General features: G+C 33.2%; 27 protein-coding genes and 4 tRNA genes. 17 read left to right on the top strand and 14 right to left on the bottom strand.

The genetic code is table 11. The features are described from left to right. Positions 1 to 79: 79 nt before the first annotated feature. Positions 80 to 580, bottom strand: a complete 501-nt coding sequence (locus B0A66_RS02560; protein ID WP_244283377.1) for a tetratricopeptide repeat protein — start codon at positions 578 to 580, stop codon at positions 80 to 82. A gap of 666 nt (positions 581 to 1,246) precedes the next feature. On the opposite strand from B0A66_RS02560, the gene B0A66_RS02550 reads away from it, so the two are divergent. The 5 genes from B0A66_RS02550 to B0A66_RS02530 all read left to right on the top strand — a co-directional run bounded on the left by B0A66_RS02550 (position 1,247) and on the right by B0A66_RS02530 (position 4,839). Then, positions 1,247 to 1,981, top strand: coding sequence for a DUF6882 domain-containing protein (locus B0A66_RS02550; protein WP_089048279.1), 735 nt, complete (start codon positions 1,247 to 1,249; stop codon positions 1,979 to 1,981). 51 nt (positions 1,982 to 2,032) lie between these two features. Continuing rightward, positions 2,033 to 2,635, top strand: coding sequence for a hypothetical protein (locus tag B0A66_RS02545; RefSeq protein WP_089048278.1), 603 nt, complete (start codon positions 2,033 to 2,035; stop codon positions 2,633 to 2,635). A gap of 331 nt (positions 2,636 to 2,966) precedes the next feature. Further along, positions 2,967 to 3,410: a hypothetical protein gene (locus tag B0A66_RS02540; RefSeq protein WP_089048277.1), complete on the top strand. Its 444-nt coding sequence runs from the start codon at positions 2,967 to 2,969 to the stop codon at positions 3,408 to 3,410. 11 nt (positions 3,411 to 3,421) lie between these two features. Further along, the gene (locus tag B0A66_RS02535) at positions 3,422 to 4,120 is read left to right on the top strand and encodes a hypothetical protein (RefSeq protein WP_089048276.1); all 699 of its coding nucleotides are present in this window, start codon (positions 3,422 to 3,424) and stop codon (positions 4,118 to 4,120) included. A gap of 5 nt (positions 4,121 to 4,125) precedes the next feature. Then, the gene (locus tag B0A66_RS02530) at positions 4,126 to 4,839 is read left to right on the top strand and encodes a DUF1266 domain-containing protein (protein ID WP_089048275.1); all 714 of its coding nucleotides are present in this window, start codon (positions 4,126 to 4,128) and stop codon (positions 4,837 to 4,839) included. Between the two features lie 135 nt (positions 4,840 to 4,974). Here B0A66_RS02530 and B0A66_RS02525 read toward each other — a convergent pair whose 3' ends face one another. From B0A66_RS02525 to B0A66_RS02500, 6 genes are all read right to left on the bottom strand, one after another. Then, positions 4,975 to 6,129: an acyltransferase family protein gene (locus tag B0A66_RS02525; RefSeq protein WP_089048274.1), complete on the bottom strand. Its 1,155-nt coding sequence runs from the start codon at positions 6,127 to 6,129 to the stop codon at positions 4,975 to 4,977. A 102-nt stretch (positions 6,130 to 6,231) separates the two neighbouring features. Beyond that, complete coding sequence (locus B0A66_RS02520) at positions 6,232 to 7,137, bottom strand: LytR/AlgR family response regulator transcription factor (RefSeq protein ID WP_089048273.1); 906 nt, start codon at positions 7,135 to 7,137, stop codon at positions 6,232 to 6,234. A 73-nt stretch (positions 7,138 to 7,210) separates the two neighbouring features. Then, positions 7,211 to 7,296, bottom strand: a tRNA-Leu gene (locus B0A66_RS02515). A 43-nt stretch (positions 7,297 to 7,339) separates the two neighbouring features. After that, positions 7,340 to 7,412, bottom strand: a tRNA-Lys gene (locus B0A66_RS02510). A gap of 40 nt (positions 7,413 to 7,452) precedes the next feature. After that, positions 7,453 to 7,525, bottom strand: a tRNA-Lys gene (locus B0A66_RS02505). Between the two features lie 40 nt (positions 7,526 to 7,565). Continuing rightward, a tRNA-Lys gene (locus B0A66_RS02500) sits at positions 7,566 to 7,638 on the bottom strand. 126 nt (positions 7,639 to 7,764) lie between these two features. Here B0A66_RS02500 and B0A66_RS02495 point away from each other — a divergent pair. Then, a complete protein-coding gene (locus B0A66_RS02495; protein ID WP_089048272.1) occupies positions 7,765 to 8,283 on the top strand; it encodes a shikimate kinase in 519 nt (172 codons plus the stop codon). Here the strand turns inward: B0A66_RS02495 and B0A66_RS02490 are convergent. Further along, positions 8,275 to 8,775, bottom strand: coding sequence for a phosphoribosyltransferase family protein (locus B0A66_RS02490; RefSeq protein ID WP_089048271.1), 501 nt, complete (start codon positions 8,773 to 8,775; stop codon positions 8,275 to 8,277). The two genes, B0A66_RS02495 and B0A66_RS02490, sit on opposite strands and share 9 nt — an antisense overlap. Before the next feature lie 106 nt (positions 8,776 to 8,881). Continuing rightward, positions 8,882 to 9,271: an RNA-binding S4 domain-containing protein gene (locus tag B0A66_RS02485; RefSeq protein ID WP_089048270.1), complete on the bottom strand. Its 390-nt coding sequence runs from the start codon at positions 9,269 to 9,271 to the stop codon at positions 8,882 to 8,884. 79 nt (positions 9,272 to 9,350) lie between these two features. Between B0A66_RS02485 and B0A66_RS02480 the strand changes: the two genes are divergently transcribed. Continuing rightward, positions 9,351 to 10,469, top strand: a complete 1,119-nt coding sequence (locus B0A66_RS02480; RefSeq protein ID WP_089048269.1) for an FKBP-type peptidyl-prolyl cis-trans isomerase — start codon at positions 9,351 to 9,353, stop codon at positions 10,467 to 10,469. Between the two features lie 93 nt (positions 10,470 to 10,562). Here B0A66_RS02480 and B0A66_RS02475 read toward each other — a convergent pair whose 3' ends face one another. The 3 genes from B0A66_RS02475 to B0A66_RS02465 all read right to left on the bottom strand — a co-directional run bounded on the left by B0A66_RS02475 (position 10,563) and on the right by B0A66_RS02465 (position 13,207). After that, positions 10,563 to 11,516, bottom strand: coding sequence for a transketolase family protein (locus B0A66_RS02475; RefSeq protein ID WP_089048268.1), 954 nt, complete (start codon positions 11,514 to 11,516; stop codon positions 10,563 to 10,565). A gap of 73 nt (positions 11,517 to 11,589) precedes the next feature. Next, the gene (locus tag B0A66_RS02470) at positions 11,590 to 12,441 is read right to left on the bottom strand and encodes a transketolase (protein WP_089048267.1); all 852 of its coding nucleotides are present in this window, start codon (positions 12,439 to 12,441) and stop codon (positions 11,590 to 11,592) included. 223 nt (positions 12,442 to 12,664) lie between these two features. Continuing rightward, entirely contained in the window at positions 12,665 to 13,207 is a 543-nt protein-coding gene (locus B0A66_RS02465; protein WP_089048266.1) for a hypothetical protein, read from the bottom strand. Positions 13,208 to 13,328: 121 nt separating this feature from the next. Here B0A66_RS02465 and B0A66_RS02460 point away from each other — a divergent pair, with 121 nt between their 5' ends. Both B0A66_RS02460 and B0A66_RS02455 read left to right on the top strand, forming a co-directional pair. Then, positions 13,329 to 13,679 (top strand): helix-turn-helix domain-containing protein, encoded by a 351-nt coding sequence (locus B0A66_RS02460; protein WP_123868197.1) that lies wholly within the window; start codon positions 13,329 to 13,331, stop codon positions 13,677 to 13,679. 164 nt (positions 13,680 to 13,843) lie between these two features. Next, positions 13,844 to 14,104 carry a helix-turn-helix domain-containing protein gene (locus tag B0A66_RS02455; RefSeq protein WP_089048264.1) on the top strand — a complete coding sequence of 87 codons (261 nt, stop codon included), beginning with the start codon at positions 13,844 to 13,846 and terminating at the stop codon, positions 14,102 to 14,104. A gap of 26 nt (positions 14,105 to 14,130) precedes the next feature. On the opposite strand, the gene B0A66_RS22705 is transcribed toward B0A66_RS02455, so the two are convergent. After that, positions 14,131 to 14,376 (bottom strand): hypothetical protein, encoded by a 246-nt coding sequence (locus B0A66_RS22705; RefSeq protein ID WP_123868196.1) that lies wholly within the window; start codon positions 14,374 to 14,376, stop codon positions 14,131 to 14,133. Positions 14,377 to 14,493: 117 nt separating this feature from the next. On the opposite strand from B0A66_RS22705, the gene B0A66_RS02450 reads away from it, so the two are divergent. Beyond that, positions 14,494 to 14,871, top strand: coding sequence for a nuclear transport factor 2 family protein (locus tag B0A66_RS02450; protein WP_089048263.1), 378 nt, complete (start codon positions 14,494 to 14,496; stop codon positions 14,869 to 14,871). 249 nt (positions 14,872 to 15,120) lie between these two features. Here the strand turns inward: B0A66_RS02450 and B0A66_RS02445 are convergent, their stop codons facing one another. Beyond that, positions 15,121 to 15,441, bottom strand: coding sequence for a hypothetical protein (locus B0A66_RS02445; protein ID WP_089048262.1), 321 nt, complete (start codon positions 15,439 to 15,441; stop codon positions 15,121 to 15,123). Positions 15,442 to 15,899: 458 nt separating this feature from the next. Here B0A66_RS02445 and tgt point away from each other — a divergent pair, with 458 nt between their 5' ends. The 7 genes from tgt to B0A66_RS02410 all read left to right on the top strand — a co-directional run bounded on the left by tgt (position 15,900) and on the right by B0A66_RS02410 (position 23,411). Beyond that, positions 15,900 to 17,030 (top strand): tRNA guanosine(34) transglycosylase Tgt, encoded by a 1,131-nt coding sequence (gene tgt, locus B0A66_RS02440; protein WP_089048261.1) that lies wholly within the window; start codon positions 15,900 to 15,902, stop codon positions 17,028 to 17,030. Positions 17,031 to 17,109: 79 nt separating this feature from the next. Further along, positions 17,110 to 18,198: an LptF/LptG family permease gene (locus B0A66_RS02435; RefSeq protein WP_089048328.1), complete on the top strand. Its 1,089-nt coding sequence runs from the start codon at positions 17,110 to 17,112 to the stop codon at positions 18,196 to 18,198. Continuing rightward, entirely contained in the window at positions 18,185 to 19,072 is an 888-nt protein-coding gene (locus B0A66_RS02430) for a DMT family transporter (RefSeq protein ID WP_089048260.1), read from the top strand. The genes B0A66_RS02435 and B0A66_RS02430 overlap by 14 nt, the downstream gene beginning before the upstream one ends. A 112-nt stretch (positions 19,073 to 19,184) precedes the next feature. Next, positions 19,185 to 20,138 (top strand): acetyl-CoA carboxylase carboxyltransferase subunit alpha, encoded by a 954-nt coding sequence (locus B0A66_RS02425; protein ID WP_089048259.1) that lies wholly within the window; start codon positions 19,185 to 19,187, stop codon positions 20,136 to 20,138. A 140-nt stretch (positions 20,139 to 20,278) separates the two neighbouring features. Beyond that, complete coding sequence (gene dnaB, locus B0A66_RS02420; protein ID WP_089048258.1) at positions 20,279 to 21,823, top strand: replicative DNA helicase; 1,545 nt, start codon at positions 20,279 to 20,281, stop codon at positions 21,821 to 21,823. Positions 21,824 to 21,858: 35 nt separating this feature from the next. Then, positions 21,859 to 22,899: a replicative DNA helicase gene (locus tag B0A66_RS02415; protein ID WP_089048257.1), complete on the top strand. Its 1,041-nt coding sequence runs from the start codon at positions 21,859 to 21,861 to the stop codon at positions 22,897 to 22,899. A gap of 134 nt (positions 22,900 to 23,033) precedes the next feature. Next, positions 23,034 to 23,411, top strand: coding sequence for a hypothetical protein (locus tag B0A66_RS02410; RefSeq protein WP_089048256.1), 378 nt, complete (start codon positions 23,034 to 23,036; stop codon positions 23,409 to 23,411). The last annotated feature ends 39 nt before the right edge of the window (positions 23,412 to 23,450 follow it).

Here is a 23,450-nt window from a genome sequence, read left to right as displayed (position 1 = left end):
TGACTACATTATTTGTAAAAAAAAAGCAGTCTGCAAATACCATTTTGCAGACTGCTTGTGTTTTTTTTATAAAAAGTTTTTATTTACAGAAGGTAGCCTGGTTTTTTACAGCACTCGTACTTCCTAAATCGATCGCTTTTGAGAAATCTTTACAAGCCTTCTTTTTTTCTCCAGTTTTATTATAAGCCAAAGCTCTTAAGTTGTAGGCTACATAATCTTTTGGGTTTAAACCAATAGAAGAGCTACAATCCTCGATGGTGTTATCGTAGTTTTGTAATTTATAATTAACGTCTGCTCTTCCTGTGTAAGCGTCAGCGTTAAAATGATCCAGATCAATTGTTTTGTTAAAATCGGCTAAAGCACCTTTTAGATCGTTGGTCTTAACTTTTGCAACACCTCTGTTTTGGTAAGCTTCAACAAATTTCGAATTCAGGCTGATCGCTTTGTTGTAATCAGCGATAGCGCCTTTATAATTTCCGCTTTCTGCTTTCTTTAAGGCTTTGTCAAAATGAGAATTTGCAGATTGTGCCCATATAGAGCAAGTGATCATAAGGAATGATACTAATAAAAAGTTTTTCATAAATTAATTTGGGGATTAATATTGGCAACGAATTTAATAAAGTTTTGTTTATGAGGACGTTTCTTTTTTTATAAAATAAGACATAAAAATGATTTGTTTACAATTCGGTAAAATTGGTTTGTAATGCCATATCTAAATTTTAAATAATTCAATTTTAATGCCTAAAATGTTGCAAGGCCATAACTTGCCAATACCATAAATACGAAGATTGGAATGTAAAGCACCAGTAAACTAATATTAACATTTCTTAAAACCTTTTTTTTATTCTTATGGAATCGGAAAGTTTCATTTACTGTCAATGACACTATTACAAAAGCAATGAAAGTAGTAATGAGCAGAAATTGAAGCAGGTTTTCTAAAGATCCGTGGTTTGGATCTGCTATTTGCCATATTAGAAAAAATATTAGCAACGGTATACCGAGTCTAATTGTTAAGTGTTGTAGAATATTGTTGTTCATTAGGTGTTTTTAGAGGACAATTTTACGATAAATAAAACGATAAATACTAATTGAAGAATCTATAAAATAATAAAGAATTTAAATTAATTAGGGAGTAATTGCCGTTAAACCTGTTTGGCTGTTTCAATATTTTAACAAAATGTCATTTTAATTGTTATATTCGTTTGCCATAAAATTTAAAAGACTAACACTACTAAAAAATGAACAGATGGGATTTTTAGATAAACTATTTTCAAAAAACAACAAGAGTACAGAACAAAACGAAACAAAAGCGCAAAACAACAAAGCATCTTTCTCGACTGTAGAGGAAATTTTGCAACGATATGGCGGAATTGTAATGGATAAACAATTAGACTTTGGAGATGTAATTGGTGAGAATAACTGGAATATAAATATTGGTAATGAAGAAATTAGTTTTGGAGATGATCTTGTTTTTCCGATTCAGGTATTAGGCACAATATCACATGCTACCCAAACATGGCTTTGGGCGTGGGCAAATACAAAATCAGGACTTTCAGAAAGTATAGTACAGCAGGCACTACAACTAAAAAAGTATGGAGAAGATCATCAAATAGATCTTTTAAGAAATGATTCTTTTGGTTTTACAAAAGAAGACTTACATCTAATGGGGACAATTGCAGCAGGTATTCATAATGCAACAGCTTATTACATTTGTGATTACGGACAAGGTGCGATGGTGGTAACAATTAAAGATAATGAAATTGACAAAATGCGTAAGGATAATCATTTACGTATTTTAACTGTGTTTCCTCAGTTAATCTCGCAATACGAAATGAATCATAAAGCTGCATTGCTAAGTTATCTTAATGATAAAGGATATAGCATTGAAGAGAATGCATCGAATATAACCGCTACTAAGAATGGAGAAATCATAACAGCAGAATTTGATGAGCAGTCAAGACTTAAAAAAATAAACGGGTAAAATGCTAGTTGTCAGTGTTTTTGTTTGGTGAAATATTAAATCTTAATCTAAATGAGTTCAATAAAATTCTTATTTCCAGTATTAGCTTTTATTGTTTTTGGCTGTGAACAGAAAAAAGACGATAAGCAATTTGAACAAAAGGTTTTGGATGAGATATTTGTTGAGGTTGTAAATTCAACGTATCGTGATAAAAGACTTTATACTTGTTTTCCGGATGGAGGAAAAGATATTTATGATGAATTTGGAGAATGGATTAAAGAAGATACAACTGGGCAGCATAAAAGAGATTTAGCTTGTGAACTAAAAAGAGAAGCTTTAAAAAAGGATACGCTTGATCTTGTGATAGCTGTTGGAAATGATGGTTTAATAAATGACAGTACAGCCGTTCAGAAGTATAATACTAAAAAATTTACTTTTAGACATTTGTCTGAACTCCCAAAAGATACAGAGTTTAGAAATTGGGAGCGTAAGTACGATAAATTTGCGGGAGCAATGTTTCTATCTACGATTAAATTTAATAGTGTAAGAGAATCTGGAATTCTATCTGTTAATTATGCCTGTGGAGGAAAATGCGGGCTAAGCTACAATGTTTATATCAGGAAGATAAATAACAAATGGATCATTAATAAAGTACAGCAAACAGCAATTTGGTAGTAAAATGTAAAAATAATATTGAACCCTATTTTATCACGAAATAGGGTTTTTTAGTTTATGGTAAGTATTTTTTTTTAGTGTAAAAGTGATTGTTTTAGTTGAGTTAAGTGATTGAAAATGTTCGCTTTTTAGGAACGTTTAAAATTTCTTGTAAATAGTCATGTCTAAATAAAAATATGAGAAATTATTTAATATATTAGCGACCTCTAAAAACAAAATTAACAGTTAAATGTTGACTAAATTAACAATGTTGCTGTGATATTTTTTTAGTGTTTTAAAACTAAAATCTTAAAATGTATTCAATATTAACAACTAACCAAAAACAAAAACTATGAAAAAAATTTTACTAATTGCTCTTGTCCTATCGTCGGTAAACGTAATATCTGCAAAGGCTAAAATTCCTCTTTGCTTTCCGTGCGAAACAATAGAAACTGTTCAGGAATTGCCTACTGATTCTGAAATTCAAAAACTAGCTGGGCAAAAAGTAAATCTGTCTTATCTTAATAATGAATACGGAATTCTTTGGATGTCTGTTTGGAATACTAATGGAAGATATGTACTAAGCGATATATCAAACAATACTTATTTTGAAATTGATCCCGAAATTGCCAGTGTACTAAAAGAGAAACATAATTTCGATGTAGCCACTGCTCCAGATCCTTTGTCTTTCTGGAAGAAATTTGGAGGTAAAATCATCTTCTTTATTTTAATTGGATTATTAATTTGGGGAAATCTTCCTGAAAAAGATAAAAAAGTAAAACCAACTAATATCTAAAACTATATTTTATGAATCCAGTATTTTTAATTCCGGTAATCTTAGTAATTGCCGGCGTTTGCTTTATGGTCTTTATGAATAAAAAACATAAGGAAGCAAAGTCAGAAATTGATCTTGATGCGGAAAGAACTCATTATGAAACGTACAAAAAAGAACTTTTAAATGAGGATTTTTCACAATTGAAACAATGGATGCAAGGTAAAGCTATCGATGCGTTTACAGCAGGCTCAGTACCGCAATCGACTACAGGTAAAGTTCAGGAAGTAGTTACAGATGGTGTTAAGAACGTCGCGCTGTCAGCAATAGGCGTAAAATTACAAAGAATCGAAACGGATTGTTTTTGGGTATTAAGCGGAAGTGATCTGCACTTTTTTAGTACCAATTCCGTTGGTGAATTAGATCAACATATCGTTTTTGATAATTTCCGAAACGAAGCTGCGACCCTTCATTACGGAGGAGTATTGAAATCGCAATTAGGTCTTTATGCAAAATCTGCCGAAGAATATTTGCCAAAAGTACACGTCATTACTTTTAATATAGATGGAAGTCCTTTGACGCTTGAAATTCACGATAGATTAAATTATGTTCCAGATCCGTCGGATCTTTTAAATTTAAAGAAACAGTTAGTCTCCAGAGCTAAATATCAAGTGGTAGGTGAAAAATTTGTAACTGTTTTGCAGGATAAATTTCCGAATTTAAAATTAGCTTAATTACTATGAGTTTGTTTTCAAAAATATTCAACTCATTTAAGAGTATTAGATTAAATACTAACAAAGTTTTATCTGGTCAGCCTCTAAATGATGTACTTATTAGTTCAATGTATGCCGAGCAACAATCGGCATACCTGAATTCTTATGAAACAGGATTAGGTAAATCTGATATTGTTAAGTTATTGGAGCAGTATTGGGAAGTCTTTAGTAAAGAAGAAGCAATAAAAGTTCTTGAGGATTTGCACGATAGAAATCACGATAAAAACCTTAACATTGTTTATGAGGCATTTGATGATCAGGAGAATTATGTTCAGATTTTAAAGTCAAACTTACCAAGTGAACAAGATAGTTTTAATTATTATTTAAATATTTACAGAAGTTTAAAGGATGTAGTACCGGAACTTATAGAACAACAGGTAATAACAAGTTTTTCGGAAATTAAAAAAGTCAAAGACAGTGGCTGGAATTATGGAAGAGGTGCTTTTTTAGCTCGTTGTTGTTATGAAATGGGATACTTAACAGAGAAAGAATTAAAAGATTATTTAGAAAAGTCTTATCAGGAATTGAAACAATATTGTTCTACCTGGAAGGAATATACTATCAGCTATATTTTTGGAAGAGCCATTTGGGGCGGATCGCACAATAGCGGCATGATACAAATTGCGAATGATCTGCTTACCAATGAAAAAAGCCCTTTGAAAAACAAAACCTACCTGTAACATTTTCAGATTAAAAATTTACTTAGAACTGTTTTTCTCGATAGTATAGTTTAAATTAGAAATGACTTCACACAAAAAACTTCTTAATTATTTAAGAAGTTTTTTTTATGTCTTTTTGACTGTGCTGTTAAAGAGCTATAATATTTTCTTAACCCCTGGAATCAATAAAACAATTGATCCAAAAATAAAACTACCGAATAATATTAATGGTGCAACAATTAAAAGTTTTAGGGAAGGGTCAATATTCCAATTTCTTGCGATTAATGTAAAAACCACAATAACCAAAGGATGAAAAATATAAACGGCAAAATTATTACGTGATGCTGTAGTTAATAGTTTTGAAGTCGTGTTCCAGTTTCTTTTTCCTTTAAGGAGTAATGTCGTAAGTATCGAAATTCCGATCCATTGTTCCCAAACGGCATATAATAATGCCTGCCAGTAAAGACCTCCTGAAAACCAGGAAGAAGGTGATTTTAGTTTTAATACAATAACCAGAAAAACAGGAAAGAATAACAAACACAACCAAGCCGATCTTCTGAATAGTTTTTCTGATCTTTCAGAAAGCTGATCAAACCATTTGTTTTTTGCTGCCAATAAACCAACAATAAACAAAGCGATGTATTGCGGAAAATGTCCTAGCTGAAATCCAACCGGTTCAAGAATCCATCCCACAGGAAAAATAATTCGAACCAAGAAACTAATAATTCCTAATGCTACTGCAAATAATAAAATAGTGCGAGAGTTTGGTGTTGCGATAGGTTTGCTGAAGTTAATTTTGAATATTTTTTTTATTGCGACATAAAATAATGTAAAAAGCAATAACGCAGCCACAAACCATGTAACGCCTAAGTCGATCCAGCTGTCGTATCTTGTAAGGTATTCTAAATAGGTGATATGTTGCTCTTTTGCAAAATAGTAAACCAAATAAGAAATGAAAGGCGTTAGAATAAAGGAATAAAACAATATGGGAAGTCCTAAGCGAACTAGTCGGTCTTTAATGAATCTTGATGCGCCTTTTCGGGAATACGAAGCGTTTGTAAAATAGGCTGCCAGCAGAAAGAAATAGCCCATAAAGAAAGACTGGTTTATACTTACGAACGTAGTCATTAAAATGCGTGCTCCTAAATACTTGCTTGGTTCATTATAATACCAACCTTCGGAAGAGCTGTAAGCAATAAAAGTGTGATGTAATACCACTAATATTGTCAGTAGTGTTTTGATATTGTCTATATAAAACAATTTGTTTGAAGTACCGGAATCTTGATTAATTGTAGCGGTTGTAGTTTGCATACTAAATTAGGTTTTGTGTTATTGATGGCAAACGTACAACAAGAAAATACAGTCAAAACAAGGGTTGTTACTGGTAACTACCTTTTGTGGCGAACGACAAGCTTAAGCAATGTATTGGTTGCGAAGTCTTTCGTAATACGTATTGAAACTATCGATTTGTTTTCTTGAAACAGGAACTTTACTATTGGTTTCATCAAAGGATAATAAGTAGCCTTGAGAATTTCCAGATACTTTTTCAACTTTAAACATATTGACTAAATAGGTTCTATGACATCTAAAGAAATGTGGATAGGCTGTTATTTGAGCTTCGAATTGTGTTAATGAGATTCTCTTGACCTCCGTCATAATTTGATTGTTTTTTAATGTAGTTAATTCGATATAATTACCATCAGCTTTTACAAAAAGCAATTGATCTATATCCAGACTAAAATCATCTTGTTTGACTTGTGTATTGATAAAGAGTTGAGGTTGTAAAGAAGCTGTCTCTGGTTTAACCGTTAGGGGAATGAATTGAAGAACAAATGGAGATCCTTTTTTGGATTCAAAATAAAAGCTGGCCAATCGTATGAGGAAATAAAAAAAGATACCTGCGACAAAACAATTCCTGATTTCTTCAAAAAAATAATTCCAAGACCAGTTGTTTGGGTTGGTATAAAGCAAATCGCGCATCAAAAAGCTCGTTGTGCCAATTAAGACTAATAATGCTCCAATCTGAATGTATTCGTTGAGTAATGTCCACTTAGATTGATTTTTCGTTTTTCTGTAGTAGTTCAATATTCCAAAATAAAGATATAGGACTAAAGCCGGACCCAAAGCATGAAAAAAGCAAATGAACAAATAATGCATTTTGAGTTCCGGATCATAAACGCCAAATGGCTTAAACAATAATAGAAAACCCAAAATGATAAAAAATACAATAAGAGCACTTTTAAATAGATTTTCAGGTTGATATCGCGTAGGATAATCGATGTCTTTTACTAAATGCTCTCTGTTAATGTAAAATGTCATGGTGAGAAATTTGTTCCGGGCTAAAGTACAAAAAAAGCGCAAATCGTAATGTTATAAGATTTGCGCTTTTACCTGGTGACCATGGAGGGATTTGAACCCTCACGCCCTTGCGAGCACCACCCCCTCAAGATGGCGAGTCTACCGTTTCTCCACATGGCCTAAAAAGAAAAAAGGTCAAGTAAAAAATTTTACTCGACCTTTGTGACCCGACTGGGGCTCGAACCCAGGACCCCATCATTAAAAGTGATGTGCTCTACCAACTGAGCTATCGAGTCATTCTTATTTCAATAAACTTGTATTCTTAGTCACAAATTGTGACCCGACTGGGGCTCGAACCCAGGACCCCATCATTAAAAGTGATGTGCTCTACCAACTGAGCTATCGAGTCTTTTGCATTTCAAGAAACTTGTATTGTGAGTCACAATTTGTGACCCGACTGGGGCTCGAACCCAGGACCCCATCATTAAAAGTGATGTGCTCTACCAACTGAGCTATCGAGTCATATTCGTTTCTTGAATGCGGGTGCAAATATAAGGAGTTATTTTTGATATTAGCAACTATTTTTATTTTAAATTTGTGTTTTTTTATCAAATTTTACAATCACCTAGTTTATAAGCATTTATTAATATGAAAAAAATCGTCTTGTTAGGATATATGGGATGCGGAAAGTCAACAATCGCCCAAAATCTGTCAAAAAATAAAAATATTCCTTTTGTGGATTTGGACGAATTTATCGAAAAAAGAGTAAAATTGTCCATAAATGAGATTTTTGAAAAGCATGGTGAGATCTATTTTAGAAAATTAGAACACGAATTATTTATAGAATTACTTCAGTCTTCAGAAAATTATATAATAGGTTTAGGTGGAGGAACACCATGTTATGCCAATAATCATGAATTATTGAAAAGAGATAACGTAACATCTGTATACTTAAAAGCATCAATTGATACTTTATATAATAGATTAAAAGGAAACAAGAGTAATCGCCCTTTGATAGCGAATATGAATGAGGAAGAAATGAAAGAGTTTATCGCAAAACATTTATTCGACAGAAGCTTCTATTATAACCATGCAAAGCATAAAGTTACAGTAGATAACAGAACTGTCGAAGAAACGGTTGCTGATATTGTCGCGGTCTTAGCTTAAAAAGGCGTAGTTGTCGCCGTTTTCATCAAAAATAACCTGAACATGCTCTAGTAAAGATGTAGATAACGAAATTCCTTTGAAATCTGCCTTTACAGGGTATTTCTTGTGATTTCTGTCTACAAGTACCGCGGTTTTGAATTTCTTTAACGGAACGTCTAAGAAATGACGAACAGCATATATTAAAGTAGTTCCCGAATTTAATACATCATCGACAAGTACCAAACCTTTGTTCTCATACTCTTCTTTGGTCAAAGAAGTTTGTATAGGCAATTGCGGATGTTGTTTGTCGACCTTAACTTCGCAAATAGAAATTTTAAGGCTAGAGATTTCGCCTAATGCCGTAGCGATTTTTTGAGCAAACACAGATCCGTTAGAAGCGATTCCGGCAATAACAACTTCGTCTTCGTCAACAAAGGTTTCATAAATTTGATAGGCAATACGTTTTATTTTATGTTCGATTTCCTGATTCGTTAAAATGATATTTTTGTTCATGTTTTATTTTTTTGCTAAAGTACAAATTGAATTTTAGATTTCAGTCCCAATAGCTATCAGGATAGATTTTAGATTGTTCGAATGGTATTTTTAGTTTTTCTGACGTTTATTCTACTTCGTCTTCGTCAAAAATTTCATTGCCATATTCATCAATATCTCTTCGGTCTTTTTTAGTTGGTCTTCCAGTTCCGGATTTACGATAGTGTTCTTTAGAAAGTTTCAAAAGTTCTAAATGCGCATACGCTTCTGCAGGAGTTTCATTTTTTCGGTACATGTCAACCAATTTTGCACCAACACGGCTTTCAGGGATATCGAGTACCGTGATAATTTGCGTAATCTGATCTTTTCTAAAAGTAATCTTGTCAGTAGGGAAAACCTCTTTAGAAGGCTTCGCAACTTGTCCGTTTACAGTAATATGATTTTTTTTGCATGCCTCCGTAACCATGTTTCTGGTCTTGTAATAACGAACGCACCACAGGTATTTATCTATTCGCATAATTTTTCTAAAATCAAAGTTAAATTCTTTACAAAAATAAATCAATATTGTATCTTGCGCACTTAAAAAATTAACAATAATGAATAAATTTAAATTTTATTTTATTTTATTGCTTGCAGGTATTGCCATAGTTTCTTGTAATAAAAAGAGTGATGATGAGGTGGTGACAGTTCCACTAAGAGATTATAAGGAACAATATGCGGCAGATCAGGATTCGATAGTTAAATATTTAAAGACAAATTATATTCAGGAAGTTACAGCAGATTTTGATATTAAATTTGCAAAAATTCCTGCGGGAGGAACTCAAACTTCTATTTGGGATCAAACAACATATCCGCTCCAAGAAAGACAAGTCTATAGTAATGATGTTACCTATACAGTATATTACTTTATTGTAAACGAAGGTTCAGGTAGTGCACCAACAAATACAGATAAAATATTTGCATCTTATACTGGATATTTGTTAAATAATAGTTCTTTTGATTCTTCTAATGGAATTCCTGTTGCATTTAACTTATTCTCACAGGCTAATGAAAATACTGTAATCGAAGGCTGGTCAGAAATCTTTCCTAAATTCAAAACAGGTACTTCTGTATTTCCCGTTCCTAGCGATGGTGTAATTACCTATTCAGGTTATGGTGCAGGAGCTATGTTTTTACCTTCTGGATTAGGTTATTTCGGTACAAGTACAAGTGCTATTCCAGTATATTCTCCTTTAGTTTTTACGGTTAAATTATTTGATCTTCAACGAATGGATAATGAATATAGACTTAATGCTTCAACTGGTATGCCAGAATTTATTGGAGATGGAGTTCCTGATTATTTAGAAGACATTAATAAGGATGGCTATTTGTATGATTTTAGAAATACAACTAAATATCCAAACCCACCGAAAGAATTAATTGATGATACAGATGGAGATGGTATTCCGGATTTCTTAGATATTGATGATGATGGTGACGGATATACGACATTGTTTGAAATTACAAAACCTGATTACGATCAGGATCCTGCAATTTCTGGTCTAAGTAAATACTATCCTTACGATCCGGTTCAGGACAATCCAAGAACGCCAAATTACGATGAAACGGAAAGACTTGGTATTCCTGCGTTTTCTGCTTCTGGTACACCGGATTATACTTCTCCGGGAAGATTAAGACTTCACTTAGATAAGGATCATTACAAAGCAAAACCGTAATTAGATCATAAAAATATAATTACACAAAACCTCGAAAGTGATTTNNAAATCACTTTCGAGGTTTTGAATATAAAGTAAGAAGGAAGTCTAAGATTATTTTCTTTTGATTACTTTTTCTACAGCTTCAACAATAGCTTGATTGTTTAATTTGTATTTTTCCATTAATTGTTCTGGAGTTCCAGATTCACCAAAACTATCGTTTACAGCTACAAATTCCTGAGGGGCCGGAGTGTTTAAAGCTAACACTCTTGAAACGCTTTCTCCTAATCCTCCTAAAATATTGTGCTCTTCTGCAGTAACAACACATTTTGTTTTTGCCAATGATTTTAGAATAGCTTCTTCATCAAGTGGTTTAATAGTGTGAATGTTGATTACTTCAGCAGAAATTCCTTTTGCTTCTAAAGCTTCAGCAGCAATAAGAGCTTCCCAAACTAAATGTCCTGTTGCAACAATAGTTACATCTGTACCTTCGTTCAATAAAATTGCTTTTCCAATTACGAAAGGCTCATCAGCAGGCGTAAAGTTAGGCACTACCGGACGTCCAAAACGTAAATAAGCAGGACCATGATGATCTGCTAATGCTAATGTAGCTGCTTTAGTTTGATTGTAATCGCAAGTATTGATTACAGTCATTCCAGGTAACATTTTCATTAAACCAATATCTTCAAGGATTTGGTGTGTTGCACCGTCTTCACCTAATGTTAAACCAGCGTGAGAAGCACAAATTTTTACATTTTTATCAGAGTAAGCAACTGACTGACGAATTTGATCATAAACTCTTCCTGTAGAAAAGTTAGCAAAAGTACCTGTAAAAGGAATTTTTCCTCCAATAGTTAAACCTGCAGCGATTCCAATCATGTTTGCTTCAGCGATTCCGATTTGGAAAAAACGCTCTGGGTGATTTTTTTTGAAATCATCAAATTTTAATGATCCAATTAAATCAGCACATAATGCTACAACTTTTTCATTTTTTTGACCTAATTCAGTCATTCCCGCTCCAAAACCAGAACGAGTATCTTTGCTTCCTGTATTTGTATATTTTTTCATTTTATTTTTTGCTAGATGCAATAGGCTGTAGGCAATAAGAATAAAACTTACTGCTTAGAGCTTAAAGCTTTTTTTAATAGTCGATTTGATCTGCAGAGTAGTTTTGAGCTAAAGCATTTTCCAATTGTTCATTGTTTGGTGCTTTTCCGTGCCAAGCGTGTGTGTGCATCATAAAATCAACACCGTTACCCATTTCAGTATGTAATAAAATACAAACTGGTTTTCCTTTTCCTGTTCTTGACTTAGCATCAGTTAATCCTGCAATAATCGCATCGATATTGTTTCCTTCTGCAATTTCTAAAACATCCCAGTCAAAAGCTTCAAATTTAGCACGAATGCTTCCCATTGCTAAAACTTCATCAGTAGTTCCGTCAATTTGTTTTCCATTTACGTCGATTGTAGCGATAAGGTTGTCTACTTTTTTAGCAGAAGCATACATAATAGCTTCCCAGTTTTGACCTTCTTGTAATTCACCATCACCGTGCAAAGTATAGATTAAATGATTGTCTCCATTTAATTTTTTTGCTTGTGCTGCTCCAAGAGCTACAGATAAACCTTGTCCTAATGAACCAGATGCCATACGAACTCCAGGTAAGCCTTCGTGAGTTGTTGGGTGTCCTTGCAAACGAGAATTTAATAATCTGAAAGTTGCAAGTTCTGAAACAGGGAAATAACCGCTGCGTGCTAAAACGCTATAGAAAACAGGAGAAATATGCCCGTTTGATAAGAAGAAAATATCTTCTCCAATTCCGTCCATATCAAAACCTTCTTTACGTTCCATAATATTTTGGTAAAGTGTTACCAAAAATTCAGTACAACCTAGAGAACCACCTGGGTGACCTGAGTTGACAGCATGTACCATTCGAAGAATATCTCTTCTTACTTGGATAGTTAAATCGCTTAATTGTTGTGTGTTAGGCTTCATTTTATATGTAAAAGTTAAACTGTTGCAAAAGTAATTTTTATTTTGCGGGGAGACAAATGATTTTTTGCTTAAGTTTTGCTGCAATTGTTAAATTTTCGTACTTTTTTTATAAATAATAAAATAAAACATCTACGGTTTTTATATTTAATGGTATTCGGTAAGTTTTCTTATGAAAAAATGGAAAAAAAAACAATTTTGTTTTCTGATTTGCAAAATGAACTAGTTATGCATTAGTTTTAACTTTTTCAACTTGACTTTCGAGTAATAACTGACTTGCATCGAGCATTTTGATGACGTGAATGTACGGTGTAAGCAAATCTGAATCGAATTCTACAATAGTGGGGCGTAATGCGAGATGTGTTATTTCGCATAAAAAGAATTCAAAATCGGCTAAAGAATGTTTTGCAAAGGCATTTTCAAACACTATAAAAGGATTTTCGTATTCTTCGGCGGTTAAGGAAGCTAAAGAGAGGATCGATCTTTTTTCAGCAGCTATTTCGGTAACCTTCCATTTTTTGCTTTTGTGCTGTAGCGCTGAGCAAGCTCTGAGAAAAGAACGAAAAGCGGTATAAGTAAAGAACACATCTCCGGGACATTCTTTTTGATAGACTTCGTCTTTGCTTCTGTAAAAAACTATTTCGCTTAAGGTTTGTTTGAAGAAAGCCAGACTTTCACACCCCAAAAAGGCATCAACAACTTCAAATGGATTTTCTAATTCCTGATGTGCCCAAAAATTAGTTTCAAAGGATATTTTATTTTTTTTCATGCGGAAACGATATGATATTGACTTGCGATGTTTCTTTTTTAAAGATTGTATTCTAAATAAATGATTAGAGTGTTTTTAAATGAGGGACTTCATTTTAATGAATGATTTCTATTATTTTTAAGTGGAAATCAAATTATATTCAAAGATAAAAAATATACTTTGTAATCCAAGTGGTTTACATGATTTTGTTAAAAAACAACAAAATTGCAGTATGGGACAATTGACAGAAGAAGATACTATACTACAAATAAAAATAGCAGAGAGAATTCAGTTTTTACGATTAAAAACAGGGCTTTCGCAAACAGATTTTGCCCAAAAATATCATATTGATAGGCAGGTTGTTAATAGATGGGAAAGTACAAGGAATAAAAGAGGTGTAACTGTATATTCAATTCAAAAATTTTGTAGAATGTTAGACATAACGCTACAAGAATTTTTCGATGATGATAAGTTTAAAGAAAAGAATGTTTAAATCCAGCTATCGTGAGCATCATGCTCATGAGCGCAAAGATTAGATGATTTTTGCAGTCTTTTCCTTTCGATTTCGAAAAAACAAAAATGAGCGTAGAGAATGAGTGTATGAGTAAGATGATCGCACCAGGAGAGGATTATCCAAATTGCTGAAAAATGTAAGCTATGATAAATGACGATTCAAGGGAGGTTTTTCTAAAACTTTTTGGTGATAATCTTAAAAAATATAGAAAAAACAAAAAATTTAGTTACCGCAAATTAGCGCAACATTGTGATTTGGATTTCAGTTATATTAGTAAAATTGAAAAAGGGGAGGTTAATGTGACATTAGAAACAATTCTTGAATTAATGAAAGGTCTAGATTTACCAGCAAAGGAATTCTTCGATTTCGATTTTGATTTAGATAGGCTTAATGTAGTTAAGTAGCTGTTATTTAATGGAGTATTTGAGGATTATCGCAATCTTGTCGTTTCGATGAAGGAGAAATCTTCACAAGTAGCTCCGTAAAGTATTGTCAATCTTTGTCGAGTTTCTAACGGAGATTTACTTTGTATGTTCGCTATCGTTTGAGTGTACGAGCAAGATGCTCGCACCAGCAAAGAGCGTGCGAAATGAGGTTGAAATCCGTATAAATCCGCGTTTTCGCAAAGCGAATCTGTTTCATCTGCGTATAATAAAAAGAAAAGTAATTTTTGCATTAATGACAAGATTGTGGGAGTTTTTGAGAATAACTGTATAAAGGATTGTGTATACGAGCAAGATGCTCACACGAGCAAAGAGACTTGATTTGAATAAATATTTATAAATTTTATACTATGACTGAAAAAGAAAAAATAGTCCATAATTACATTGAAGCTTATAATCAATTTGATGTTGAGAAAATGATTGCTGATTTTGACGAATCAATTGTTTTTGAAAACAGTCAAAATGGCGAAATCAACCTGACTTTGAATGGCATTAAAGAATTTACAGCTCAAGCTGAAAAGGGAAAAGAATATTTTTCGGCAAGAAAACAAACTATTACATCATTTATACAAGATGAAATTACAGCAATAGTTGAAATTGATTATTATGCTGTTCTTGCAATTGATTTTCCAAACGGATTAAAAGCGGGTCAGGAATTAAATATGAAAGGAAAATCGGTTTTTCAATTTTCAGATGATAAAATTGTCAGGCTGACTGATTTTAGTTAAAGTTAAGAGTCTGAAGGATTATTGGATTGTTGGACTTTTCGATTTTGCCACAGCTATCGCGAGCATCTTGCTCGTGAACGCAAAGATTTTCTCAATGACAAAGTAAGTGTGTAATCCGTGCAAATCCGTGTTTTCGAAAAGCGAATCCGTGTCATCAGCGTTTCATTAAAAAACAAAGCAACCTCAATCTTATAAGAATTTACAAAATTGAGGTTAACGCTTTTATTATGTTTCTGTATCAGTCAGGAATTAATTATCGCTTTGACTATAATAATTATTTTCTTCGTCTTCAGAACCAATTTCTTCTTCCTGATCGTCAAGTTCAGCGCCGGGAATATCTAAATCGTTTCCTAGTTTGTCGCTATTTTGCTTCCATTCATTGTCGTTGTTGTCGTTCTGAATAACTGTTCTTTCGCCTGAAATTCCTTCAGGATCGATGTCTTCCAGCTTTTCTTCTTGATTATAAATATCTTCGTTTGACGGATAATCTAACTTTTCCAGATTTTTTTCGATTTGAGCATCCTTAATTTGATCTAAATCTTGAGTATTTTTTTCTTCTGAATTTATCATGGTTTCTAATTTTTAAAGTGTTTGATAAAATTAAGAAATCAATAATTTTGCATGTTATAGTTTTTAAATCAGAATGTTGCAGTATTTACATTATTAGATTTGAATTCCGGTTTCTGTTCCGAAGCCTTGGAAGTGTTCCACTTGAGAATTGTTTTATTTCTATTTTAAAAATTTCTGATGGAACTTTGAGTTTTTCGCGTTAGGGATGGGAGCGGCATCCTTTTGCTTTTTTCTTTAAAAAGCAAAAGATATAGCAGACAGCCCGACCCTTGGGGAACGCCCACAGATTACTAAATGTTAGTTTTTTAAATTCAGGCTTAAAAATCATAGTTTTTGTTTCAATATTTCTTCAGGATCTCGTTATCTCAATGGCGAATTATCTAATTTTCTAATTGCCAAATTAACTACTTAAATTTTACTGAAATTAGCCTATCTTTGCCGACTGAAAAAAGAAACAGATGAAGTTTGATTTATTACAAAAGGATCCGCAATCTAAAGCCAGAGCGGGAAGTATAACTACAGATCATGGTGTAATTGAAACGCCAATTTTTATGCCGGTTGGAACGGTAGCTTCTGTAAAAGGAGTGCATCAGCGTGAACTTAAAGACGATATTAATCCGGATATTATTCTTGGAAATACCTACCATTTATATTTACGTCCGCAGACTGAAATTCTGGAAAAAGCGGGTGGATTGCATAAATTCATGAACTGGGATCGTAATATTTTGACGGATTCTGGAGGATATCAGGTATATTCTCTTTCTAATAATCGTAAGATTAAAGAAGAAGGAGTAAAATTCAAATCACATATTGATGGTTCATATCACTTTTTTACACCAGAAAACGTAATGGAAATTCAACGTACGATTGGAGCTGATATTATTATGGCTTTTGATGAATGTACGCCTTATCCTTGTGATTACAGATATGCACAGCGTTCTATGCACATGACACACCGTTGGTTGGATCGTTGTATTAATCATTTAGATAAAGTACCTTATAAATACGGATACGAACAAACTTTTTTTCCAATTGTTCAGGGAAGTACTTATAAAGATTTGCGTCGTCAATCTGCAGAATATATTGCAAATTCAGGACAACAAGGAAACGCGATTGGCGGTTTGTCAGTAGGGGAGCCTGCTGAAGAAATGTATGCCATGACCGAAGTTGTTTGTGAAATCTTGCCGGAAGACAAACCACGTTACTTAATGGGTGTAGGAACGCCAATCAATATTTTAGAGAATATTGCTTTAGGAATCGATATGTTCGATTGCGTAATGCCTACACGTAATGCGAGAAACGGAATGTTGTTTACTGCAAATGGAACAATCAACATTAAAAATAAAAAATGGGAAGCTGATTTCTCTCCGGTAGATGAAATGGGGCACACATTTGTAGATACAGAATATACAAAAGCGTATTTGCGTCACCTATTTGCTGCCAATGAGTATTTAGGAAAACAAATTGCAACAATTCATAACTTAGGTTTCTATATGTGGTTGGTTCGTGAGGCTAGAAAACATATCTTAGCAGGCGATTTTAGACCATGGAAAGAAATGATGGTTAAAAATATGAGTCAAAGACTTTAAAAAAGTTTCAAGTTTCAGGTTCCAGGTTTCAAGTTTTTAGAAGAACTTGAAACTTGAAACAAAAAAAACAAATTTATGTATGCTGACGATAATAGATAAGTATATTTTAAAAAGATATTTAGCCACTTTCTCGGTGATGATATTGTTATTTATTCCAATCGGAATTGTAATTGATGTCTCTGAGAAGGTCGACAAAATGTTGGAAAACCATGTTCCTTTTACTGCTATTGCATTCTATTATTATAATTTTACAATTTATTTTGCCAATTCCTTATTTCCGATATTTTTATTTTTATCAGTAATTTGGTTTACTTCAAAATTGGCCAATAATACAGAGATTATTGCAGTTTTAAGTTCCGGAATTTCGTATCCCCGTTTTTTAAGACCTTATATTATAGGGGCAAGTATTGTTTCTTTATTTATGTTGATTATGGGGTTTTTTATTGTGCCTGCGGCCAGTGAAGGTTTTAATAATTTTAGGTACACGTACTTAAAAGGAAACGGTAAGCAGATCATGCGTGGTGAAAACACAAACGTTTACAGACAAATTAATGATAATGATTTTTTGTATGTAAACAGTTTTAATGATGAAACTAAAACAGCTTTTAATTTTTCTTTAGAACACTTTGAAAAAGATAAGTTAAAGTATAAAATTACCGCAAGCCGCATCAAATGGGATCCTAAAAAGAAAACGTACACCATGTACGATTATACCAAAAGAACGGTTGGCGAATTGGGTGATGTAATTGAAAAATCTCCGGAAAAGAATACCGCATTTAAATTTGAATTGGAGGATTTGACTCCTGTAATTTATATTGCTGAAACTTTAACCTTAGGAAAACTCTATGATTTTATCGAAAAAGAAAAGAAACGTGGTTCAGGAAGTATAAATATCTATATGGTGGTGCTTTATAAAAAGTATAGTGTGCCGGTTTCAGCTTTTATTTTGACGATTATAGCAGTGGCAGTTTCTTCTATGAAACGCCGTGGTGGTATGGGAATGAATTTGGCTATTGGTATTGCAATTGCATTTTCATTTGTATTCTTTGATAAAATATTTGGTACCCTTGCCGAACAATCTTCTTTTTCACCTTTAATAGCAGTCTGGTTTCCGAATATAGTTTTTGGAATTCTGGCAATTTACCTTTTATATAATGCGAAACGATAATTTAAAAAGTTACCTAAATCTTCATTTAATTGTTTTTATCTGGGGATTTACTGCCGTGTTAGGAGCTTTAATTACTATTGATGCCGACAATTTAGTATGGTACAGAATGTTTTTTGCAGGCATTTTTCTGGCTTGTTTTATTGTATATAAAAAGCAATCTTTTAAAATCTCGCCACAATCGTTGTTCAAATTAATTTTCGTTGGCTTATTGATTGCGCTGCATTGGATTTTCTTTTTCAAAGCCATTCATGTTTCCAATGTTTCTATTACGCTTTCTATATTTTCTTTAGGTGCTTTTTTTGCCTCTTTATTAGAACCGCTTTTTTATGGAAGAAAGATTTTATGGTACGAAGTTTTCTTCGGACTAATAATCATTGCCGGTTTAGCCTTAATCATGCAGGTAGAGATTAAATACCTTACCGGAATGTATTATGCACTGGCTTCGATTATATTAGGAGTATTGTTTACGTTAATGAACGGAAAGCTGATCGCTAATCATGAACCTTCGGTTATTACCTTTTATGAATTTGGAGCAGGTGTTTTCTTTATTTCTATTTATTTTTTAATACAAGGAAAATTTAATGCTGACTTTTTTGTGATGTCTGCAAACAACTGGATTTTATTATTCGTTTTAGCGTCGGTTTGTACGGCCTATGCTTTTACGGCTTCAGTAAAAGTAATGCAGAAATTAACGCCTTATACGGTGATGTTAACGACTAATTTAGAGCCTGTTTACGGTATTATTCTGGCTTATCTGATCCTTGGCGGAAAAGAAAAAATGAGTGTAGAATTTTATATTGGTGCATTAATAATTGTCATTACCGTTATTTTAAATGGTGTTTTTAAACATTATCAAAATAAGAAGAAGGTGTAATACTTTACCTATTTTAAAATTGTATTTTTATACTTTAAATAACAAATAACTTCACCAATGATATAATATTTTTATATTTGCGGTTCGATTTAAAAACAAAATTCAAAAATCCATGGAATATTTAGATTTTGAGCTTCCAATAAAAGAACTTGAAGAACAGTTAGAAAAGTGCGTGATAATTGGGAAAGAATCTGATGTTGATGTAACACCAACATGCAAAGAAATCAACAAAAAATTAGAACAAACTAAAAAAGATATATACAAGAATCTTACTGCTTGGCAACGCGTTCAACTTTCAAGACATCCGAACAGACCTTATACTTTAGATTATATCAAAGCAATTTGTGGTGATACTTTTTTAGAACTTCATGGAGACAGAGGTTTTAAAGATGATAAAGCGATGGTAGGCGGATTAGGAAAAGTAAACGGACAGTCGTTTATGATCGTTGGTCAGCAAAAAGGATACAATACTAAAACACGTCAATATCGTAATTTTGGTATGGCAAATCCTGAAGGATACCGTAAAGCACTTCGTTTAATGAAAATGGCTGAAAAGTTTGGTATTCCTGTTTTGACTTTAGTTGACACTCCAGGTGCATATCCGGGACTTGAGGCTGAAGAAAGAGGACAAGGAGAAGCAATTGCCAGAAACATTTTTGAAATGGTAGTTTTAAAAGTGCCAATCATTACCATTATTGTTGGTGAAGGAGCTTCTGGAGGAGCTTTAGGAATTGGTGTTGGAGATAAAGTATATATGTTAGAAAATACTTGGTATTCTGTTATTTCTCCAGAATCATGTTCTTCTATTTTATGGAAGAGCTGGGAATACAAAGAGCGTGCAGCTGATGCTTTAAAATTAACATCATCTGACATGAAAAAACAAAAATTAGTTGATGACGTAATTCCTGAACCACTTGGAGGAGCACACTACGACCGTGAAACTACTTTCAAAACAGTAGCGGACTACATCACTAAAGGATATAATGAATTGAAAGACTTATCAACAGCCGACTTAATTGCCCAAAGAATGGACAAATACAGTAATATGGGCGAGTATAAAGAGTAAATTCATCAAAAACGAATTAAAATCCGAAGCCTTATCGTTTCGGATTTTTTTTTGGTTATGAACAAAAACATTTTTTTTATAAACAATTAATAGTTATAACTCGATAACAATTTTTTTTTAAATTTTGTTACTTTCGCTATATGGAAAATTTCAAAAATATAAGCCCAGTAAAGGTAGATAAAACCACAATTATTAACTTAGAAAAAGGAAAACTTCCTCCGCAAGCTCTTGATTTAGAAGAAGCTGTACTTGGGGCGATGATGATTGATAAAAAAGGGGTAGATGATGTAATTGATATTTTACAGGGAGATGCTTTTTACAAAGAAGCACACAAATATATTTTTGAAGCAATTGTTCAGCTCTTTACAGATACGCAGCCAATTGACTTGCTAACGGTTTCTTCGCAGCTTAGAAAGAACGGAAAACTGGATCTAGCGGGAGGTGATTTTTATTTGATTCAGCTAACGCAAAAAATAGCCTCTTCGGCACACATCGAATTTCACTCCCGAATCATACTTCAGAAATTTATTCAAAGAAGTTTGATTCGTATTTCTTCTGAAATTATCGAAGCTTCTTATGATGAAACGGCAGATGTATTTGATTTGCTGGATCAGGCGGAATCGAAATTATACGAAGTAACACAGGGAAATATTAAACGTAGTTCTGAAACGGCTCAGAGTTTAGTACTTCAGGCTAAAAAGAAAATTGAAGAAATTGCGAAACAAGAAGGTTTAAGTGGAGTTGAAACAGGTTTCCATAATCTGGATAAATTGACTTCAGGATGGCAGCCCAGCGATTTAATTATTATCGCAGCGAGACCTGCGATGGGAAAAACGGCCTTTGTACTTTCAATGGCGAGAAATATCGCGATTCAGTACGGGCATGGAGTGGCTTTGTTTTCTCTGGAGATGGCGTCAGTTCAGTTAATTACCAGGTTGATTTCATCAGAAACAGGATTGTCGTCTGAGAAATTACGTACCGGTAAATTAGAACCGCATGAATGGGAAATGTTGAGTACCAAAGTAAAAAACTTAGAAAAAGCACCTCTGTTTATTGATGATACACCGTCACTTTCTATTTTCGATTTAAGAGCAAAATGCCGTCGTTTGGTTTCACAACACGGTATCAAGATTATTATTATTGATTATTTGCAATTGATGACTGCCGGAGGAAATAATAAAGGAGGAGGAAATCGTGAGCAGGAGATCTCGACAATTTCGCGAAACTTAAAAGCCCTGGCAAAAGAGTTAAATGTACCGGTAATTGCACTATCTCAGTTATCGCGTGCTGTAGAGACGCGTGGATCAAGTAAACGTCCGTTACTATCGGATCTTCGTGAATCTGGAGCGATAGAGCAGGATGCCGATATCGTTTCCTTCTTATATCGACCGGAATATTATAAAATTGAAGAATGGGATGATGATGAAGCTTCGCCAACTGCAGGGCAGGCAGAGATCATGATCGCAAAACACCGTAATGGTGGTATTGAAAACATTCGATTGAAATTTATTGGACACCTTGGAAAATTTGATAACCTTGATGATTTTTCAGGAAGTTATGATGATTTACCATCAAAAATGAATCACGATGAAAATTCGTTTATTACTAAAAATCTTCCTTCTCCAAATGAAGCATTTGGTAGTAATTTAAATGATGATGATGACGATAGTGATGTTCCATTTTAAACTATAATTGTATTTAATTTATAACTTACTTGAATATGGAGAATGATGATTTTTTAAATACTGCAGGTGATTTAATAAAGCAAGCTAAAAAAAGAATAGAAGAAATTGCTAAATTAGAAGAATATAGTGGGATTTCAACTGGGTTAAAAAAGTTAGATTTATTAACGTCAGGTTTTCAGTCCTCAGATTTGATTGTGATTGCAGGAAGACCAAGTATGGGGAAATCATCTTTTGTTTTATCAATAACTAGGAATGTTGCAATAGAATTCGGAATTCCAGTTGCATTGTTTTCACCAGAAATGAGTTCAAGTCAGATAATTAATAGATTAATTTGCTCTGAAACTGGATTAAGTTTATCAAAATTAAGAATGGGGGAATTAGAGCCTCATGAATGGGAATTACTTTCTGTAAAAACTAAATCTATTGAAACAGCTCCCATATATATTGACGATAGTTATAATTTAACAATTCAAAAGCTGTCAGATTTGGCACGTTTGTTAGTGTCTGAAAACAATGTTAGAATAATAATTATAGATAATATTCATCAATTATCAAGCGGTGACATTGGAAAAGGAAATTTTACAAGAGAGCAAGAAATTTCTACAATAGTTAGGGCATTGAAATCGTTAGCTAAAGAATTGAAAATTCCAATAGTTGCGGTTGCACAATTGTCTAGAGATATAGAATATCGAAATTCGCACAGAAGACCAATATTAAATGATTTAAGAGGTTCAGGTACTATAGAAGAAATTGCTGATATAGTTTCATTTATTTATCGTCCTGAATATTATAAAATTGAAGAATGGGATGATGATGATGCATTTCCAACCGCAGGTCAGGCAGAACTAATTGTTGCTAAACATCGAAATGGAACTCTTGAAAATATTAGATTTAAATTTGATCAAAATCGTGGTAAGTTTGATAGCCTTGATGAGTTTTCAGGTGGCTTTGATGATTTACCTTCAAAAAAGAATAAAGATGATAATCCTTTTTCTTCTAAAAATCTTCCTTCTCCAAATGAAGCATTTGGTAGTAATTTAAATGATGACGATGACGATAGTGATGTTCCATTTTAACAAATTGTAAAAGCCTTTAAAAAAGGCTTTTTTTTATGGCTAAACTTTAGTTTTTTTAAGAAAATTCATTAGTTTAGCCAAACGATTAATGAACGAATCGTACTGTTAAGAACAACCAAAAACAAAAAATTATTATGTCAGAATTTAAAAATTTAGGAAGTGTAGAAATTCCTTTAGCAGAAGGTGAACAATGGGCAAAAAACTACCGTGAAAAAGGTCTTGGAGATGTAGATGGTAAAAAGAAAGTTACCGGATATTTAATCCCTTTGGAGACTTTAAAGTTAGTATTGGCTCAGGATGATATCGATGCTGTACGTGCTTACAAAGGAATTAATAACGCCGGAGAGCAAATTTTAATGTTCGTAGGAACAAAACTAAATGAAGAAACGGGTATTTACGAAGATGTTTTTGTAAATGGAGGTGGACTTCATTCAAGAGCTCCGGAGCCTATAATTTATGATGCTACTCGTCCGGTTCCTCCTTACGGTGACCCAAATAGCCCAATGGGATAATGGATGATATTTTAATATATGGCGGGTACATATTAGTTG

This window comes from Flavobacterium hercynium (assembly GCF_002217285.1).
GTDB lineage: Bacteria > Bacteroidota > Bacteroidia > Flavobacteriales > Flavobacteriaceae > Flavobacterium > Flavobacterium hercynium.
The sequence above is the reverse complement of the archived record's forward strand: the minus strand, read 5'-3'. Positions and strand labels throughout refer to the sequence as shown.